Genomic DNA, 16,141 nt, shown 5'->3' with positions numbered 1-16,141 from the left:
ACTTGGCCGCTGGCGGTGCGCGGTGGTCAGCGCCGCGGGCGCTGCTTGGCTGCCTGCTCGGCCGCTGCCCAGGCCCGCTGCGCGGGCGTGAGCTCGTGCCGGTCGCCGCCCTGCAGGGCGCCGGCCGGGCGCCACAGGTGGCAGAGCGCGAGGGCCAGCGCGTCGGCGGCGTCGGCGGGCCGCGGCGCCTCGTCCAGGTCGAGGATGCGGGTGATCATCGTCGTCACCTGCGCCTTGTCGGCGCGGCCCGAACCGGTCACCGCGGCCTTCACCTCGGACGGCGTGTGCAGCGCGACGGGCACGCCGCGACGGGCCGCGGCCACCATGGCCAGGCCCGCCGCCTGGGCGGTCCCCATCACCGTGCCGACGTTGTGCTGGGCGAAGACGCGCTCGACCGCCACGACGTCGGGCACGTGCTCGTCCAGCCACCCGTCGAGGCCCTCGGCGATCTTCAGGAGCCGCAGGTCGGTCGACAGGTCGGCGTCCGAGCGGATGACCCCTACCGCGACCATCCGCGCCCGGCGCCCGGGCAGGGAGTCGACGACGCCGACGCCGCACCTGGTCAGGCCGGGGTCGACTCCGAGAACGCGCATGGCGTCAGATTCTCACGACGCCGGGCGTGGTCCTCGCAGGCTCGGCCGACGGCGCGGCGCGACCGGCGAGAGGAGCGTCACTCCTCCTCGTCGAGCGCCGCCATGACCTCGTCGCTCGCGTCGAAGTTGGCATAGACGTTCTGCACGTCGTCGCTGTCCTCGAGCGCGTCGATCAGGCGCAGGATCTTGCGGGCGCCCTCGACGTCCACCTCGACCTGCATCGACGGGTGGAAGATGACGTCGGCGGAGTCGTACTCGATGCCCGCCTCCTGGATGGCCGTACGCACCGGCACGAGGTCGGTCGCCTCGGTCAGCACCTCGATGACCTCGCCCTGGTCGGTGACGTCCTCGGCGCCGGCGTCGAGCGCGGCGAGCATGACCTCGTCCTCGCCCACCCCGTCGGCCTTCGGCACCACGATCAGGCCCTTGCGGGAGAACAGGTACGACACCGAGCCCGGGTCGGCGAGGTTGCCGCCGTTGCGCGTGAACGCCAGGCGCACCTCGGAGGCCGCACGGTTCTTGTTGTCGGTGAGGCACTCCACCAGGACGGCGATGCCGTTGGTGCCGTAGCCCTCGTACATGATCGTCTGGTAGTCGACGGCGTCGGCGCCCTCGCCGGAACCACGCTTCAGCGCGCGGTCGATGTTGTCGTTCGGGACCGACGACTTCTTCGCCTTCTGGACCGCGTCGAACAGCGTCGGGTTACCGGCAAGATCGCCGCCGCCCGTGCGCGCCGCGACCTCGATGTTCTTGATCAGCTTCGCGAAGAGCTTGCCGCGCTTGGCGTCGATCGCGGCCTTCTTGTGCTTGGTCGTGGCCCACTTGGAGTGACCTGACATGCCTCTACCTGACTCCTTGCATTTCCGTTGGCTCTTGCAGTGACGTCTTCAGTGGCGTCGAACGGTAGCGGGACAACCGCTCAGGCGCCCGCGACCATGCCGACGAACAGCCCGTGCACGCGCGTGTCCCCCGTGATCTCGGGGTGGAATGCGGTGGCGAGCAGCGGCCCTTGCCGTGCTGCGACGATCTTACCGGCGGCCGCCACCGGACGGCCCTGCGTATCCACAGCCGGTATGCGCGCCAGCACCTCGACGTCGCGCCCGGCCTCCTCGATCCAGGGGGCGCGGATGAACGCCGTGCGCACCGGGCCGCCGTTTCCCGAGTCGGAGATGCCGACGAAGTCGAGGTCGGTCTCGAAGGAGTCGACCTGCCGCCCGAATGCGTTGCGCCGCACCACCACGTCCATGCCGCCGACGGTCTGCTGGTCCGCGGTCCCGTCCAGGATCCGGTCGGCGAGCAGGATCATGCCGGCGCACGAGCCGTACACCGGCAGGCCCTCCTTGATCCGGGTCTGCAGCAGGTCGCGCAGCTCGAAGATGCGCAGCAGCTTGTCGATGGTCGTGGACTCCCCGCCGGGGATCACGAGCCCGTCCACCGCCGCCAGCTCGGCCGGCCGCCGCACGGTCACCGCACGCGCCTTCACGGACTCGAGGGCGAACAGGTGCTCACGGACGTCGCCCTGCAGGGCGAGGACTCCAATAGTCGGGGTTGCCACAACCATCCATCTTACGGCGCGACGCCAATCGCCCGGGGACCCACCGCCCGCGCAGAGGAGCAGCGTTGCGAGCGCCGCCACTGCGGCGCGGCGCGCACTCCCCAGCTCCTGACCTCACCCTGGCCAGTCATGCCGCGCCCGTCTGCGCAGCCGCATGCCCAGGGCGACCGCCCCGGCCGCTACCAGCACCGCCACCAGCAGGTCCGCCCCGGGCCGTGGCAGGCTGCCCGGCGCGCCCTCACCAGGACCGCCCCCGCCGTCCTCTCCCGGGCCGACGGCGGAGAGGGTCACGGCCATGCTGATCCATGTGGTCCGCTGCTGCAACGCGCTCGTCGCGGCGGGGTCGAGCTCGACCTCGATGCCGATGGGCAGCCGCTCGCCGGGCGGGAGATCAGTGATGACGGATGTCGTCCCGTCGGTCCACGGGGCAGCCCCCATCCGAGTGCGTACGTTCAGCTCGTCGACCAACGAGTAGCCCGCGCCCTCCGACCCACCGCCGAGGTGGACTGTTATTACCGCGCTCGCGCTCTCGCCCGACACGTTGCGCGCGTACAGCGTGCTTGTCATCACGTCGCCGGGCACCCAGACCAGGCCCGGGTCGAGCAGCGGCGTCGTGATGCCGGGCGCCCACGTGCTGCCGTCCGTGCTCAGGACCAGCTGGTCGTCGGAGGCCGCGGGCACGGCGGCGTGCGCCGGGAGCACGGCCAGGGCCGATCCTGCGACGAGCACGGCGACCAGCACCATCCGCTGTCCCGGCATCATCGCGCAGTCCCGTCCCCGGCGGGGCCGGCTGAACCAGCTCGCCCGGCCGGCCCGGCCTCTGCGGCCGGAACTACTCGTCCAGCAGGCCCGTCGCCGTCGACAACCCCAGAGCCGACGGCGACGGGCAGTCCGATCGCCCGTGTGGAACGCTCACGCACGGTGCGCAGCACCTGCCAGCCCGCGTAGCCGAACAGCAGCACCGCGACGACTGTGGCAATCGCCTCGCGCTGCCCGGTGAACGCGCCGGCCATGAGGAACACCTTCCGTGGAATTTCCCCCTGCCACTCACGCTAGGCACAGCTTCCACGGGTGTGCGCGCCGATATGGCGACCCTTTCTGGATTTCACCCGCTATTGCTCTGGGCCGGACGCCGGAATTGCCGATCCGTCCCGCAATGAGACGGTTGATGCGTCGACGACGACGTATCTACCTGTGGCGACGCATTCGGCGATCCGGATAGCGGCGAATCGGATATCACCGAGGTCGGACCAGAATTGCACGCAGAGAAGTACCGCGGCACGGTCGATGAATATCATCGCAACGCCGCACAAGAAATGACATTCCCGCTCTGCGCAAAACGATGAAAGGCGGGCCCTGCAGCGACGATCCCCTCAGTCGTCGAACTGCTCACCGAGGTGTCGCACCTCGCCGTCCCAGCCGGCCACCAGGTGGTCGACGACGTCCGGCAGCTCCGGCGGGAACACCTCCAGCGGCTGGTCGCGCAGCTCCGCCGCGGTCAGCCACGCCACCTCGTCGAGCAGCTCGCGCTCGGCGTCGGTCCAGCCGTCGGCGTTCACCTCGACCGCGCCCGCCGTCCGGGCCAGGTAGAACACCTCGTACTGGCGGCACGTCTCGGCGAAGAACTCGAAGATGCCGGTTCGGGTGAGCACCGGGCCCACCAGGTCCTCGGCGGCCAGCGCGACGCCCACCTCCTCGCGGGTCTCGCGCAGAGCAGCCTGCACCGGGGTCTCCCCCGGGTCGATGCCGCCGCCCACCGTGAACCACCAGGAGCGTTCCGGCTGGTTCACGTCGTGCCCGCGCATCACGAGGACGCGCCCGTCGTCGTCCATCAGGATGACGCGGGCCGCCGAGCGCTCGCGGACGCCGTCCGGCCCCGGTACCCAGTCGTCGCCGAGCGACGCGCTCGATGGCGGGGTACCGAGGTCGGACGGCTGTGCCGGGACATCTGTCGCCAGCCCCGCTCCGCCAGGCGGACGGGCACCGGTTCCTCCTCGATGTTGATCAGAAAGGTCGCTGCGCCAGGTCATGCCGATGACGATACGTTCGCGCCTGGGTAAAGTCCCGCGCCGGATGCCCTCCGGCCCGGTCGGGGTCAGGCGATCGCCGGTGCGAGCCCTGGCCGCGCGGGGTGAGCCGGTTGCGGATCCGGGCGACCGCCGCGGCGGTCGGCCAGAGCCGGGTGGCCGCGTTCCGTACGACGACTCCGGCGCGGGTGGCGGGGACCATCAGCGCGGCGGCGGTCGCGACGTTTCCCTGCCTGGGGTCGACCAGGGTGCGGTGCCTGGCCTCGTAGCGCGCGAAGGCCATGTGTGGATCGGCGGGCGTGGCGGCCAGCTCCTCGGCGAGCGTGTATGCGCCTGCCATGGCCAGGGTGGAGCCGTCGCCGAACAGCGACACGGACGATGCGGCGTCGCCCAGCAGTGCGATGCGGCCGTTCGCCCAGGAGTCGACCCGGACCTGGCTGACGGAGTCGAACCAGAGGTCGTCGGCGGCGCGGGCCCGCTCCAGCAGTTCGGGCACGCGCCAGCCGTCGCTCGAATAGATGTCGGTGAGGACCCGCTTGTGCTGCGCGAGGTCGCGGTGGTCGAAGCCCGTCACCTCCGGGTGGCGGAAGATGAAGGCCGCCAGCGCACGGCCGTGGACGGGGTGCAGGGAGGCCATCCGGCCGGGGGCGTTGTGGATGACGACGTCATGCTCGTCGTCGGCCGGACTGTCCAGCGGCATGGTCGCGACGTAGAGGCCCATGTGCCGGACGAGATCCGACTCTTTTCCGAAGGCCAGGCGACGGGTCGTCGAGTGGAGGCCGTCGGCTCCGACGACCAGGTCGAACCGGCGTGGCGTGGCCTTTTCGAAGGTGATGTCGACGCCGTCGCCGTCCTGGCTCAGTGCAGTAATCGTGTCACCGAACAGAATTTCGGCGGAGTCCCGGCCGGCCTCGTACAGGATCGTCGCGAGGTCGGTGCGGGTCACCTCCACCTCCCGGCTGTCGGATGCCTGTTGCAGGGCCCGCATGTTGACTCGGCCCACCTGCCGGCCGGAGCCGTTGACGAAGCTCAGCGCCGTCACCCGGGTGCCGGCCTGGCGCAGCCGCGGCAGCACGCCCATGCGCTCGGCCACTTCCACGGCAGGCCCGCGCACGTCCACCGGGTTGCCGCTGGAGCGCAGGCCCGTCGCGCGCTCGACGAGGGTGGGCTGGAATCCGTGCCGTGCCAGCCAGTACGCCAGCGTGGTGCCGGCGATCCCGGCTCCGGAGATCAGGACTGTCGGGTTGGTCTTGGTGTTCATCACGAGTTCCCGTCGCAGGGGATGGATGGCCGCCGTCTTGGTGCGCCAGTGTTGAGGATATGACCAGATTCGAAAATTGGTCAACAGTCAGCTCGGGTATAGGTTGGCCACATGAGCGCGACCATCGGACGACTTCGCGACCCGCAGCAGCGGGCCGAACGTGCCATGCGGGTCCTCGACGTGACCGCCGACCTGCTGCACCGTCACGGCTACCGGCGCGTGACCATCGACGACGTGGCCGCCGGAGCCGGCATCGGCAAAGGCACCATCTACCTGCACTGGAAGAACCGGGAGCAGTTGTTCGGCGCGGTCTTCGAGCGGGAGGTGCTCCGCGCGATGGACGAGCTCCGTCAGGCCCTGCGGCAGGAGCCGAAGGTGTGCCTGCTCCACCGCTTCGCACAGACCTACTTCCTGGCCATCGTGAACCGCCCGCTGCTGCACGGATTCCTCCTGGAGGATCCCGACCTGCTGGGCAAGCTGGCCGCCTCGGCCGACGCCGCCCGCGACGACCGTCACGGCACGATGGCGCGCCAGTATGTCGGGCTCCTCGCCGAGCACGGCCTGCTCCGCGACGACATGACTGTCGACGAGATCGGCTACGCCTACCAGGCGACCTTCGAGGGCTTCCTGCGGGCCGAGGACAGCCCTGGCGCGGGCGGCCCCGACACGCGGGCACACCTCCTCGCCAAGATCGTCCGGCGCGCGTTCGAGAGCGAGCCCGAACCCTCGGTCACGACACTGCGAGACGTCGCCACCGCCACCGCAACCTTGCTCGACGACCTGATCGACGCCGACCGCTCCACGCCTGGCGCCCCGAGTCCTTGATGCCTCGGGGCGCCACGTCCACCTCAGCCCGCGACGGACGGGCGACGCTCGCGCTAAGGAACAGGCATGTGGTGCCGGATCCAGGCGGCTTGCCCGCCGTCGACCAGCAGGTCCGTCCCCGTGACGTACCGGGAACCTGGTCCGGCCAGGAACGCGACGGCCTCGGCGAGCTCGCCGGTGCTGCCCATGCGGCCGATGCCGCAGGCATCGAGCATCCCGAGCATGTGGCTGCCCGACGCCGAGGCGGCCTCGGCCTTGGCCATGGCCGTGGAGATCACTCCGGGGCTCACGGTGTTCACCCGGGCGCCGCGCAGGTTCCAGGCGAGCGCTGCCGCCTGGACGCGGACCTGGTTGGCGCGCTTGGCCAGGATGTAGGCCTGCATGGAGTCGGTGGCCGCCCGGACGACCGGCAGGTCCCTGAGCTCGCCGGTCGGAGCCGTGGCCAGCTCCTGCTCCTGCTGCCCGGTCAGCCGCGCGTAGTGCCCGGCCATGCTCGCGACGCAGACGAGCGAGAGCCCGGCCACGACCACCTGCTCGAAGGCGTCGATCACGTGAGCGGTGCCGACGAGGTCGACGGCGAGCACCTGCTCGACGGTGGCGGTAGCGGCGGACACTCCGGCGGTGTGCACGACGGCGACCAGCCGGCCCGCGTCGGCCGTGGCGTGGGCCAGCCGGTCCACGGAAGCGCGGTCGGAGACGTCGGTGACCAGGCCCGTGACGGCGTACCCGGACTCGTCCAGCGCCTGCGTCCCGCGCTCGAGTGCCTGCTGCGAGTAGTCCGCCAGGAACAGGCGGCGCCCGCCGCCGATCCTGCGGGCGATCGCCTCGCCCATGCCCCCGGCGCCGGTGACGACCACCACCTCCTCCTGCACGTCAGGCCGGTGCGCCATCGCTGACCACCTCCCGTGCGGTGGTCGCGTGGCGCGCCTCGCCGTCGGGCAGGTCGCCGACGGCGTCGTGCCAGGTGGCACCAGCCGCGATGTGCTGCCGCCACGGGCGCAGCGCCCGGGGCGGCATGCCGATCGCGAGCACGCCCGCGAGCCGGTCGCCGGTGCGGTAGGCGGCCAGGAAGCGCCGCTCGGCGAGGTCGCCCTCGACGATCCGGACCTCGTCGTGCCCGCGCAGGTACCCGTAGGCCTGGATCTTCATGTCGTACTGGTCCGACCAGAAGTACGGCACCGGCGCGAACGGCCGGGGTGCTTCGGGGTTCAGCAGGTTGCGCGCGACCGCCAGGCCCTGCTCGCCCGCATGCGTGCGGTGCTCGATCCGCATCGAGACCCCGAACAGCGGGTTGTCCCACCGCGCCACGTCCCCGACGCCGTACACGCCCGGGGCCGCGGCGCAGTACTCGTCGCAGACCAGACCGTCCGCCACGGGCAGCCCGCTCAGCTCCAGCCACCCGGTGTTCGGCACCGAGCCGACGGCGACCAGCACGTCGTCGGCCTCGACGGTCGAGCTGTCGGCCAGCTCCAGCCCGCCGTCGTGCACCCGCGTGACTCCGACGCCGGTACACAGGTCCACGCCCCGCTCGCGATGCGCCTGGGTCAGCACCTGGCCGACCCGCGCGCCCACTGCGTGCGCCAGGGGCACCGGGGCCGGCTCCACGACCGTGACCGCACAGCCCAGGCCACGGGCCACGGCAGCCGCCTCCGCGCCGAGGAACCCGGCGCCCACCACCGCCAGGCGCCGGCCCGGTCGCAGCCGGTCCCGCAGGGCCAGGGCGTCCTCCAGGTTCCGGAGCACATGGCCCCGGCCGCCGGGCAGCCGGCGCGGGGTCACCCCGGTGGCCGCCACCAGGGCGTCGTAGCCGACCTCCTCCCCGGTGTCCAGGGCGACCGTGCGGGCGCGGAGATCCACAGCGGTGGCTGCCGTGCCCAGCCGCAGGTCCAGGTTGAGCGCCTCGATGTCCGACGAGGGTCGTAGCGGGAGCCGGTCCGGCTCCCACTGCCCGGCCAGGACCTGCTTGGACAACGGCGGCCGGTCGTACGGCAGGTGCGGCTCGGCACCCACCAGCGTGATCCGCCCGTCGAACCCGCCCCGGCGCAGGCCCTCGGCGGTGGCCAGGCCGCCCGCCGACGCGCCGACCACGACGACGTCACGCACCGCTGCCGCGCTCACAGCTCGACCAGGCGCAGCGCGGCCGCCGGGCAGACGGCCACGGCCTCCCGCACGTCGTCGAGCAGGTCGGCCGCGGGCGTCGCGTCCAGCACGACGGCGACGCCGTCCTCGTCCCGCTGGTCGAAGACGTCGGGCGCCACCATCACGCACTGGCCCGACGCCACGCACTTCGGCTCGTCCAGCTCGACCCGGTGGGTCGCGGTCACTGTCTCGTCACTCATGGGTCAGTTCCTCTCCGGTTCGGTCGGCGGGTCCCCAGGTCACCGGCAGCGAGTGCAGGCCGTAGGCCACGCCCTCGTAGGCGAAGTCCACGTCCTGCGCCGGGACCGCGAGCCTCAGGTCCGGAACGCGGCTCACCAGCGCCCGGAAGGCCACCTGCAGCTCGACGCGCGCGAGGGTCTGGCCCAGGCACTGGTGGGCGCCGTACCCGAAGGCGTGGTGCGAACGCGCCGACCGGGTCAGGTCCAGCCGGTCGGGCTCCGGGAACTGGGCGGGGTCCCAGTTGGCGGCGGCCACGTCGAGGATCAGGCCCTCGTCCTTGCGGATGACGTCGGCGCCCACCTGGATGTCCTCGTTCGCGATCCGGCGCACGCCGGTGTGCACGATGCTGAGGTAGCGCAGCAGCTCCTCGACGGCGGCGGCCACGGCCTTCGGGTCGTCGACGATCGAGCGGAAGTACTCCAGCTGGTCCGGGTTCTGCAGCAGGGCGAGGGTGCCCAGGCTGATCATGCTGGCCGAGGTCTCGTGCCCGGCGATCAGGATGGCGGTGGACATCGACAGCGCCCCGCGCATGGTCATCTCCCCGGCCTTGACGCGCGCGGCGAGCTCGGACATGACGTCGTCGGCGGGCTCGGCCATCTTGGCCTCCATCGCGGCGGCGACATGGCCGCCCAGGACGGCGCCCGCCGCCGCGGACTCCTCGTCGGTGGCCTCGTGGCTGACGAGGGTGTGGCTGGCGTGCTGGAAGTCCGCACGGTTGCCGTAGTCCATGCCGAGCATCTCGGTGATCACAATGGTCGGCACGGGCAGCGCGAACGCCTGGACCAGGTCGACGGGCCCGGGCGCGGCCAACATCTCGTCGAGCAGGTCGTCCACGAGCTCCTGGAGCCTGGGGCGCATGGCCTCGACGCGCTTCACCGTGAACGGCAGGTTGACCGTGCGGCGCATCTGGGTGTGCTCAGGGGCGTCCGTGTTGGTGATCAGCGGCGGCGTGTGCTGCGCGCTCACGCTGCGGCCCTGGGTCATGTGCGGGTAGCCCTCGCGCTTCTCGTCGATCGACAGCCGCTGGTCGGTCAGCAGCGCGTGCTGGTCGGCGTACCTGGTCACCAGCCACGGTGTGGAGCCGTCCCAGATCCGGGCGCGCGCCATCCGGCCGGTCTCGGTGGTCGCCAGCACGTTGGCGGGCTGGGCGAAGGGGCGGCGCGGATCACGCGGGGTCGGGTAGTCGACGACGTCCGGCGTCCGGTCTGCATCGGTGAGCGTCGTGTCGGTCACGATCAGCCTCCTGGGGGGGTATCGGGTACGCCGATCACACCAGGCAGGGCTGACCCCGACCGGACGCGAACCTGACGCGAACCTGACGGCTGCCGCGGCCTCGCGCTTCTTCACGTCCCGCCCGCACACCGAGCACGCGCGTGCGCCCTCGGGAGCGCGAGATCAGTCCCCGACGACCAGCGAATAGCCGAACCCGCGCTGGGTGCGGATCAGCGCCGGCTGCTCGCGATCGACCTTCCGGCGCAGACGCGAGACCAGCCGCTCGATCGCGTTGTCGTCCCGGACGTCGCCCCAGACCCGGCGGGCGATCTGTTCCTTCGACAGGACGGTCCCGGCGTGCAGCAGGAGGGTGCGCAGCAGCCGGTACTCCGCCGGGCCCAGATCGAGGTCACGCTCCCCACGCCACGCCCGGCACGTCGCCTCGTCCAGCCGGAGATCGCCCTGGACGAGGACTTTGTGCTGCCCCGCCGAGGAGCCACCACGCAGGAGCAGCCCGACGCGAGCCAGCAGGTCCCCCACGCGCAGCGGCTTGCTCAGGTAGTCATCACCGCTGAATCCGACCTCGGACGCCACCATGTCGATCTGGTCGCCCGGCACCAGGAACAGGACGGGCATCTCGCGGTCCTGCGGCGCCCACCGGGGAATGTGCCGCAGACCGCGCAGGCTCGTGTCCACGATCAGGAGATCGAACTGCGCCGCCCGCGCTCGAGTCACGCCCTCCGGCCCGCTGCCCACCTGCTCGACGTCGTAGCCGGCCAGGCCCAAGGTCGTGAGCAGAAGATCCAGCAGGTCCTCGTCGGAGGCGACCACCAGGACCCGCCCGCTCCCGGCTCCGGCCACCGGCGCCCCAGCGGCAACCTGCCCCGAGACTGCTGCCATCCATCCCTCCAGAGCCGGACAAGGACCTCCGGATCAGCGTACGCGGCCACGGGTGATTTCAGGCAGCCCCACGCAGGACCGAGCGCGCGCGGCCGTCAGCCGAACAGGACGTGCCGCAGGATCCGGATGAGGTGTTCCGTGAGCCTGTCGGGCGGCATCGAGGCGAGCGGTTCGGTCCGCGCGATGTACCTGCTGAAGGCCACGCCGATCAGCTGCGAACCCACGAGCGCCACGCGGATGTCCAGATCGTCGTCGGACGCGGCGGGCTCCCCCGGCGTGAGGACTGAGCGGTAGACGGCCGCGCTGTACTCCTGCATCGCGACCAGGAGCCGGGCGGCGGCCTGCTCGTCAGATGCGGCACTGCGCAGGAGGGCGATCAGCGGGTCGCCTGCGGCGTCGGTCTCCATCCGGAGCACGAAGGCGTGCGCGATCCGGTCGGGCAGTGTGGCCGGGTCTCCGGCCGCCACTCGTTCCAGGTCGCGGTTGCCCGGCACCGCGGCGAGGAAGAGCCGCTCCTTGGACGAGAAGTGCCGTGTGATGAGGCCGTGCGTGACGCCGGCCCGGCGCGCGACCTCGCGCAGGGTGGTGCGGGCGTAGCCGCGCTCGGTGAAGGTCTGGCGGGCCGCCTCGATGATGGCCGCCCGGCGCCCCTCGGGGTCCCGCCGCCGCGGCTCCTGGACAAGCTCTGCGTCGTTCACGGCTGCTCCTGCATGAAAGGTCACGCTACTGGGGGGCGCATCGCATCGTCGCCGCGTGAGTTAGTATCCAACTGGATACTAAATGGCATGGCCTGAAGGCCGCCACTGACGGAAGGACCGCCATCGCATGACCACCACACTCATCGTCGGCGGCAGCGGAGGGCTGGGTGGCGCCATTGCCCAGCACTTCGCGAGCCGCGGCGACGACGTCATCGTCACCAGCCGGGACAAGGCGCGCGCCGAGAACGCAGCAGCTCGGCTCGGCGGCGCCCGCGGGCTGGCGCTCGACCTCGCCCAGCCCGAGACGATCGAGGCCTCGTTGGCGGACGTGCGCGAGGTCGACAATCTCGTGATCACCGCCGTCGGCCAGGCGGCGAACACCCTGGCGCAGTTCAGCATCACGGATGCCGTGTCCGCGGTGACCATGAAGCTCGTCGGCTATGCGGAGACCGTGCGGGTGCTGCACGACCGGTTCACCCCGGACGGGTCCGTCGTCCTCTTCGGCGGGCTCGCCAAGGAACGCCCCTACCCCGGCTCGACCATCGTGAGCACCTTCAACGCCGGTATCACCGGCCTGGTCAGGACGCTCGCCGTCGAGATCGCCCCGCACCGCGTCAACGCCCTGCACCCCGGCTTGATCGGCGACAGCCCCCGGTGGCGCGACGTCCCCAACCCGCCGCACTCGGACCGGACCCCGATCGGACGCCTGGTGACGATGGCGGAGATCGCCGACGCGACTGACTTCCTGCTCAGCAACACCGGCATCAACGCCCACGACCTGCACATGGACGGCGGCCTGCTGGTCACCTGACCGCAGGAACATCGCGGCCGCGACAGACGGGCAGGCTCCGCGGACACGATGTCCGCGGGGCCCCTCGCTGTCACGCCATGGACAACAGCTCCGGCCAGGACTTCTGGAGCAGCTCGATGACGAGTCCCGACCCGAAGGTGCAGTTGCTCAGCACAGTCACCGTCGTCGAGGTCGCGGGATCGTGCGTCGAACGGAAGGCGACGCCCGCGTCGAAACCGCCCATCACGACCGCAGGATCGTCCGGGTGAAGCCAGAATCCCATGCCGTACCGCAGGTCCTCCTCCGGCACGTCTGAACGCGGACGCGTCATCTCGGTGACCACGTCGGCCGGCACGATCGCCCCGGCGTGCAGCGCGCGCCAGAACCGGTGCAGGTCGGCGGCGCTCGTGTAGGCGCCGCCGTCGCCGTTGCCGCGCACCGGCAGGTGCAGCACGTTGCTGCGATCGCCCTCTGAGAACAGGTAGCCCACGGCGACGTCCCCCGGTAGCTCGTCCGATCGCAGGTATGCCGTGCTCGTCAGCCCGGCGGGCCGGATCACATCGGTATCCACGACGTCCTGGAACTGCCGCCCGGTGATCCGCTCCAGCACGATCGCCAGCACGATGTAGCCGCCGTTGCAGTAGGTGAACCGGGCACCGGGCGCATGCTTGCGGGGGAAGCCGTCCAGGATCGGGAGAAACGACTCGGCGGTCTCGAGCGTGTGCACCGGGACGGGGAGGACGTAGTCGGCGGGGTCCCAGTCGCCGTCCTCGTCGAGGTAGTCGCCGATCCCTGAGGTGTGGGTGAGCAGCTGCTCGATCGTGACGTCGTCGTCGATCAACGGGAGATCGTCACCGAGGTATCGGCGCACCGGGTCCTGCAGGCGCAGCGTCCCGGACACGACCTGCCGCATGATCGCGAGGGCGGTGAAGCTCTTGCTGCCGCTCGCGATCGCGAACCGCGTCGTCGAGGTGTTCGGCACCTGGAGGGCACGATGGGCGAGCCCGTAGGAGCGTTCCAGAACTGTGCGATCACCGACGTCGACCGTCACGATGCCAGTGAACGACCGCTCCAGCGCCGCGGCGTCCAGCTCGCCCAGGTCGATCATGTCGTGTCCTCCCCGTCAGGTAACCGGAGCATAGCCACCGGGTGACCTGCGACGGAGCGTTTTGACGGGCGGTCACTCCCGAGCGACCACGTGCGAGAGGTCGGCCTCCCACCGGTCCAGGCCACCCTGCGGGAGCTGCCAGACGTACTCGTTCTTCAGCTTGCCGCCGTCCTCGGCGAACGGTCCGGTGTGGTGCCCGTAGAACGCGACGGTAGGGAGCGTGCCCTCCGGCGCGGTGCGGATCCCGTTGTGGAAGTCGCCGTTCCGACGGCGCAGCTCGTCCGCCACGAACGCCCGGAAACGTGCCTGGTCCAGGACGGCCGCCGACGTCGCGCTCTCGGTGAGCTGGATCGCGATGTGGAGCTGCCGGTCGCCGTTGGCGTCCTCGTAGCTGATCAGGCGGTGGTTCTCGACGGCCTCCAGCAGCTCGGGGTCGCTGTAGATCACGTCGCGGAGGGCGTCGGGTCCGATGACCGCGCCGTTGTAGTCGACCGACATGTCGGAACGCCCGTAGTGGAACAGCAGCGGCAGGTCGAGGAACTTCTCCTCGACGACCTTCTCGTGGCCCAGCTCCTTCAGGACCGGCAGGAGGTCGCGCATGCGCAGCACGTGACCGCGGTCATGGATGTTGTACCGGATCCGCGGGTTGATGTTCCGGTCGCGGGCGATCGTGACGACCAGCTCGCCGTCGTCGTTGGTCTCCAGCAGGTAGTCGAACGGGTTGAACTGGAAGATCATCGGCAGCACGCCGTACTCGCCGGTCCTGGTCAGGCGGTCGGACAGGCGCTGGTCCGCACTGATCGCACGCCGCAGCGCGACCGTGAAGTCGGTCTCGATGCTCAGGTTGATCTCGAGGTCGCTGGCGCCGTAGGAACCGAAGACGCTGTGGGCGTAGCGCAGGATGTGCGAGCGCATGTTCTCGCTGATGCCCTCGCCGCCGAACGCGGCCACGATGTCGTAGTCCGCCCAGTTCAGCCGGTCGTCCTCGAACAGCGACTTCAGGAACGGCGGGTAGCTGGTGATGATGTAGGTGTAGTCGGTCCCGAACTCCTTCATCGTGCTGATGACCTTGTCCTTGTCGGGCCCGCACGACTTGATCATCGTGATCTCGGTCAGCGACGTCGTGACGTTCATGCCGGTCGCCCACGCACCGAGCGAGAACGCGTTGAGCAGGAACGGCTGCTTCCGCAGGGTGGACGCCGTCCGCGCGAACCCCACCTGGAGAAGCTGCCGGGTAGCTGCCCGCTCCTCACGCCCCCGGACCCAGCTCGTGGGCGTCCCGGAGCTTCCGGAGGACTCGTCGACGACGACGCCGCGGCGGGGCAGCCTGCCCCCGACGCACCGTTCGGTGACGCTCCACCGCTTGATGTACGACTCCTTGTCCATCTCCGGGACACCCCGGAGCGCCTCGGTCAGCGAGCCCTTGACGACCAGGCGGCCATCGCGACCGTGCTCCGCGAGGAAGGCGCGGTAAGCGGGTACGTGCCGGGCGGCGAACTCGAACGTGCGCCAGGCACGGAGCCGGCCCAGCCACCAGCGCAAGGGCTCGATCCCCGGACCGAGGAGCACCTTGTGCGTGTGCACGCTGTGCGTCAGCGGGCGGACGGCGCCGTCGACCAGGGCCACGAGCGCGAAGGCGAGGAGACGCTTCATGCGCCGGCTCCGATCAGCATCGATGTGGCAGGACGACGGTGCGCCACGGGCGGTGTCTTGCTGTATCCGAACCGGAAGAGCATCCAGGCCATCCGGCTGCCGCCCTCGTCGGCGGCCACCGCCGAGGCGAAGGCGCGGTGCGAGCCGGGGTTGGTGATGACCGTCCCGAACGGGTGGAGCCGGACGCCGTGAGCCGTGAGCTCGAGCCAGAGCCGCATGAAGGTGCGGCCCGCCTCGATGTAGTCGGACGGGCTCGCGAACGGGCCCTCCAGCCAGCCGAGCTGACGGACGCCGCGCATGGTGTTCAGGTACATGGTGCGGATCGCCCCGCCGATGACCGGCGCGTCCCACAGGCCGCGGTGCGTCATCGCGAACCTGAGGAGACCGCCTGGCATGAGCATCGCCTCGGCGCTCAGGCCGTCGGCCCTCTCGCGAGCGTCCTGCTTGCTGAAGCGCAGCCAGGCCATGATCTCGTCATACACCGCGTCGTTGCGCAGGTCGGAGAACAGCGTCGCCTGGTTGATGTGCACCAGCCTGCGGACGGTCGAACGGTCGGAGGTGGTGCGGAACATGTGCCCGCCGGCATCCGCCACGGCCGTCGCCGCAGCCACGACCTCGGCCGGAACTGGTCGCGCGTCATACGGACGGCGGGACGTCGCCCGGACTCGGAACAGCTCCAGCCGGGCGACGTCGTCCTCGGTCGCCGTCCGAGGTGTGAGGGCCACCGTTCCCAGGGGGTGCAGGCGGGCCGTGCTCCCGAAGTCCATCTCGCTGTGGTCGAGGTTCTCGGCCACGTCGTAGCCGAGCCCGCCCGCCACCGTGCTGAGCGACTCCAGGAAGACCCCCGCGCAGACGTGCCCGAAGGGGATGCCGAAGGACTCGGCGGGCAGGCCCAGCTCGAGGTCGTAGTAGACCTCGGCGGTGCGGGAGTCGATGGGCCGGACCTTGATGGGCTGCGAGTTGTGCGGGGACGGGTAGTAGCGGGCATCCTCCAGGACGCGAAGCCACGGTTCCGCTGGGGCCACCAGGTTCATCTCCGTTCGGCACGCCGTCGGCCGTCGTCGGCCCTCGTCAGACAGAACGTAGTGCAGGGCGGCCTCAGCGGCACCTATAAGACGCTCGACCGAGTCGACGGGTCTA

General features: G+C 70.9%; 18 protein-coding genes. 2 read left to right on the top strand and 16 right to left on the bottom strand.

Features of this window, described 5'->3' with window-relative positions; translation table 11 throughout:
- Positions 1-26 precede the first annotated feature (26 nt).
- The 7 genes from ruvC to ACFT2C_RS09505 all read right to left on the bottom strand — a co-directional run bounded on the left by ruvC (position 27) and on the right by ACFT2C_RS09505 (position 5,436).
- The gene (ruvC, locus tag ACFT2C_RS09535) at positions 27-593 is read right to left on the bottom strand and encodes a crossover junction endodeoxyribonuclease RuvC (protein ID WP_377206797.1); all 567 of its coding nucleotides are present in this window, start codon (positions 591-593) and stop codon (positions 27-29) included.
- Between the two features lie 77 nt (positions 594-670).
- Entirely contained in the window at positions 671-1,432 is a 762-nt protein-coding gene (locus ACFT2C_RS09530; protein ID WP_377206796.1) for a YebC/PmpR family DNA-binding transcriptional regulator, read from the bottom strand.
- Between the two features lie 80 nt (positions 1,433-1,512).
- The gene (gene pdxT / locus ACFT2C_RS09525; RefSeq protein WP_377206795.1) at positions 1,513-2,154 is read right to left on the bottom strand and encodes a pyridoxal 5'-phosphate synthase glutaminase subunit PdxT; all 642 of its coding nucleotides are present in this window, start codon (positions 2,152-2,154) and stop codon (positions 1,513-1,515) included.
- Between the two features lie 108 nt (positions 2,155-2,262).
- Positions 2,263-2,910, bottom strand: a complete 648-nt coding sequence (locus tag ACFT2C_RS09520) for a hypothetical protein (RefSeq protein ID WP_377206794.1) — start codon at positions 2,908-2,910, stop codon at positions 2,263-2,265.
- Complete coding sequence (locus ACFT2C_RS09515) at positions 2,907-3,161, bottom strand: hypothetical protein (RefSeq protein ID WP_377206793.1); 255 nt, start codon at positions 3,159-3,161, stop codon at positions 2,907-2,909. The genes ACFT2C_RS09520 and ACFT2C_RS09515 overlap by 4 nt, the downstream gene beginning before the upstream one ends.
- A 360-nt stretch (positions 3,162-3,521) precedes the next feature.
- Positions 3,522-4,178 (bottom strand): NUDIX hydrolase, encoded by a 657-nt coding sequence (locus tag ACFT2C_RS09510; RefSeq protein WP_377206792.1) that lies wholly within the window; start codon positions 4,176-4,178, stop codon positions 3,522-3,524.
- The gene (locus ACFT2C_RS09505) at positions 4,153-5,436 is read right to left on the bottom strand and encodes an FAD-dependent monooxygenase (RefSeq protein ID WP_377206791.1); all 1,284 of its coding nucleotides are present in this window, start codon (positions 5,434-5,436) and stop codon (positions 4,153-4,155) included. Before ACFT2C_RS09505 ends, ACFT2C_RS09510 begins: the two co-directional genes overlap by 26 nt.
- 111 nt (positions 5,437-5,547) lie before the next feature.
- Between ACFT2C_RS09505 and ACFT2C_RS09500 the strand changes: the two genes are divergently transcribed.
- A complete protein-coding gene (locus tag ACFT2C_RS09500) occupies positions 5,548-6,261 on the top strand; it encodes a TetR/AcrR family transcriptional regulator (protein WP_377206790.1) in 714 nt (237 codons plus the stop codon).
- Positions 6,262-6,314: 53 nt separating this feature from the next.
- Here ACFT2C_RS09500 and ACFT2C_RS09495 read toward each other — a convergent pair whose 3' ends face one another.
- From ACFT2C_RS09495 to ACFT2C_RS09470, 6 genes are all read right to left on the bottom strand, one after another.
- Positions 6,315-7,151 carry an SDR family oxidoreductase gene (locus ACFT2C_RS09495; RefSeq protein ID WP_377206789.1) on the bottom strand — a complete coding sequence of 279 codons (837 nt, stop codon included), beginning with the start codon at positions 7,149-7,151 and terminating at the stop codon, positions 6,315-6,317.
- Positions 7,135-8,379 (bottom strand): NAD(P)/FAD-dependent oxidoreductase, encoded by a 1,245-nt coding sequence (locus ACFT2C_RS09490; protein WP_377206788.1) that lies wholly within the window; start codon positions 8,377-8,379, stop codon positions 7,135-7,137. Before ACFT2C_RS09490 ends, ACFT2C_RS09495 begins: the two co-directional genes overlap by 17 nt.
- Positions 8,376-8,600 (bottom strand): ferredoxin, encoded by a 225-nt coding sequence (locus tag ACFT2C_RS09485; RefSeq protein WP_377206787.1) that lies wholly within the window; start codon positions 8,598-8,600, stop codon positions 8,376-8,378. The genes ACFT2C_RS09490 and ACFT2C_RS09485 overlap by 4 nt, the downstream gene beginning before the upstream one ends.
- Positions 8,593-9,873: a cytochrome P450 gene (locus ACFT2C_RS09480; protein WP_377206786.1), complete on the bottom strand. Its 1,281-nt coding sequence runs from the start codon at positions 9,871-9,873 to the stop codon at positions 8,593-8,595. The genes ACFT2C_RS09485 and ACFT2C_RS09480 overlap by 8 nt, the downstream gene beginning before the upstream one ends.
- Positions 9,874-10,035: 162 nt before the next feature.
- Positions 10,036-10,752 (bottom strand): response regulator transcription factor, encoded by a 717-nt coding sequence (locus ACFT2C_RS09475; protein ID WP_377206785.1) that lies wholly within the window; start codon positions 10,750-10,752, stop codon positions 10,036-10,038.
- A gap of 95 nt (positions 10,753-10,847) precedes the next feature.
- Complete coding sequence (locus tag ACFT2C_RS09470; RefSeq protein ID WP_377206784.1) at positions 10,848-11,450, bottom strand: TetR family transcriptional regulator; 603 nt, start codon at positions 11,448-11,450, stop codon at positions 10,848-10,850.
- Positions 11,451-11,577: 127 nt separating this feature from the next.
- On the opposite strand from ACFT2C_RS09470, the gene ACFT2C_RS09465 reads away from it, so the two are divergent.
- The gene (locus tag ACFT2C_RS09465; protein WP_377206783.1) at positions 11,578-12,261 is read left to right on the top strand and encodes an SDR family oxidoreductase; all 684 of its coding nucleotides are present in this window, start codon (positions 11,578-11,580) and stop codon (positions 12,259-12,261) included.
- Between the two features lie 70 nt (positions 12,262-12,331).
- On the opposite strand, the gene ACFT2C_RS09460 is transcribed toward ACFT2C_RS09465, so the two are convergent.
- The 3 genes from ACFT2C_RS09460 to ACFT2C_RS09450 all read right to left on the bottom strand — a co-directional run bounded on the left by ACFT2C_RS09460 (position 12,332) and on the right by ACFT2C_RS09450 (position 16,035).
- Positions 12,332-13,348, bottom strand: coding sequence for a serine hydrolase domain-containing protein (locus ACFT2C_RS09460; protein ID WP_377206782.1), 1,017 nt, complete (start codon positions 13,346-13,348; stop codon positions 12,332-12,334).
- Positions 13,349-13,420: 72 nt separating this feature from the next.
- A complete protein-coding gene (locus tag ACFT2C_RS09455; protein WP_377206781.1) occupies positions 13,421-15,001 on the bottom strand; it encodes a CoF synthetase in 1,581 nt (526 codons plus the stop codon).
- Positions 14,998-16,035 (bottom strand): hypothetical protein, encoded by a 1,038-nt coding sequence (locus ACFT2C_RS09450; RefSeq protein WP_377206780.1) that lies wholly within the window; start codon positions 16,033-16,035, stop codon positions 14,998-15,000. The genes ACFT2C_RS09455 and ACFT2C_RS09450 overlap by 4 nt, the downstream gene beginning before the upstream one ends.
- Positions 16,036-16,141 lie beyond the last annotated feature (106 nt).

This window comes from Promicromonospora sp. NPDC057138, from assembly GCF_042670845.1.
Lineage (GTDB): Bacteria > Actinomycetota > Actinomycetes > Actinomycetales > Cellulomonadaceae > Promicromonospora.
Note: the sequence above shows the minus strand (reverse complement) of the source record. Positions and strands in the feature narration are given on the sequence as shown.

What these genes read in the sequence shown, in the direction of transcription:
- ACFT2C_RS09485 (WP_377206787.1), bottom strand. Translation starts at nt 8,600, where the DNA reads ATGAGTGACGAGACAGTGACCGCGACCCACCGGGTCGAGCTGGACGAG.
- ACFT2C_RS09495 (WP_377206789.1), bottom strand. Translation starts at nt 7,151, where the DNA reads ATGGCGCACCGGCCTGACGTGCAGGAGGAGGTGGTGGTCGTCACCGGC.
- ACFT2C_RS09475 (WP_377206785.1), bottom strand. Translation starts at nt 10,752, where the DNA reads ATGGCAGCAGTCTCGGGGCAGGTTGCCGCTGGGGCGCCGGTGGCCGGA.
- ACFT2C_RS09515 (WP_377206793.1), bottom strand. Translation starts at nt 3,161, where the DNA reads ATGGCCGGCGCGTTCACCGGGCAGCGCGAGGCGATTGCCACAGTCGTC.
- ACFT2C_RS09505 (WP_377206791.1), bottom strand. Translation starts at nt 5,436, where the DNA reads ATGAACACCAAGACCAACCCGACAGTCCTGATCTCCGGAGCCGGGATC.
- ruvC (WP_377206797.1), bottom strand. Translation starts at nt 593, where the DNA reads ATGCGCGTTCTCGGAGTCGACCCCGGCCTGACCAGGTGCGGCGTCGGC.
- ACFT2C_RS09450 (WP_377206780.1), bottom strand. Translation starts at nt 16,035, where the DNA reads ATGAACCTGGTGGCCCCAGCGGAACCGTGGCTTCGCGTCCTGGAGGAT.
- pdxT (WP_377206795.1), bottom strand. Translation starts at nt 2,154, where the DNA reads ATGGTTGTGGCAACCCCGACTATTGGAGTCCTCGCCCTGCAGGGCGAC.
- ACFT2C_RS09455 (WP_377206781.1), bottom strand. Translation starts at nt 15,001, where the DNA reads ATGAAGCGTCTCCTCGCCTTCGCGCTCGTGGCCCTGGTCGACGGCGCC.
- ACFT2C_RS09500 (WP_377206790.1), top strand. Translation starts at nt 5,548, where the DNA reads ATGAGCGCGACCATCGGACGACTTCGCGACCCGCAGCAGCGGGCCGAA.
- ACFT2C_RS09465 (WP_377206783.1), top strand. Translation starts at nt 11,578, where the DNA reads ATGACCACCACACTCATCGTCGGCGGCAGCGGAGGGCTGGGTGGCGCC.
- ACFT2C_RS09530 (WP_377206796.1), bottom strand. Translation starts at nt 1,432, where the DNA reads ATGTCAGGTCACTCCAAGTGGGCCACGACCAAGCACAAGAAGGCCGCG.
- ACFT2C_RS09510 (WP_377206792.1), bottom strand. Translation starts at nt 4,178, where the DNA reads ATGACCTGGCGCAGCGACCTTTCTGATCAACATCGAGGAGGAACCGGT.
- ACFT2C_RS09520 (WP_377206794.1), bottom strand. Translation starts at nt 2,910, where the DNA reads ATGATGCCGGGACAGCGGATGGTGCTGGTCGCCGTGCTCGTCGCAGGA.
- ACFT2C_RS09460 (WP_377206782.1), bottom strand. Translation starts at nt 13,348, where the DNA reads ATGATCGACCTGGGCGAGCTGGACGCCGCGGCGCTGGAGCGGTCGTTC.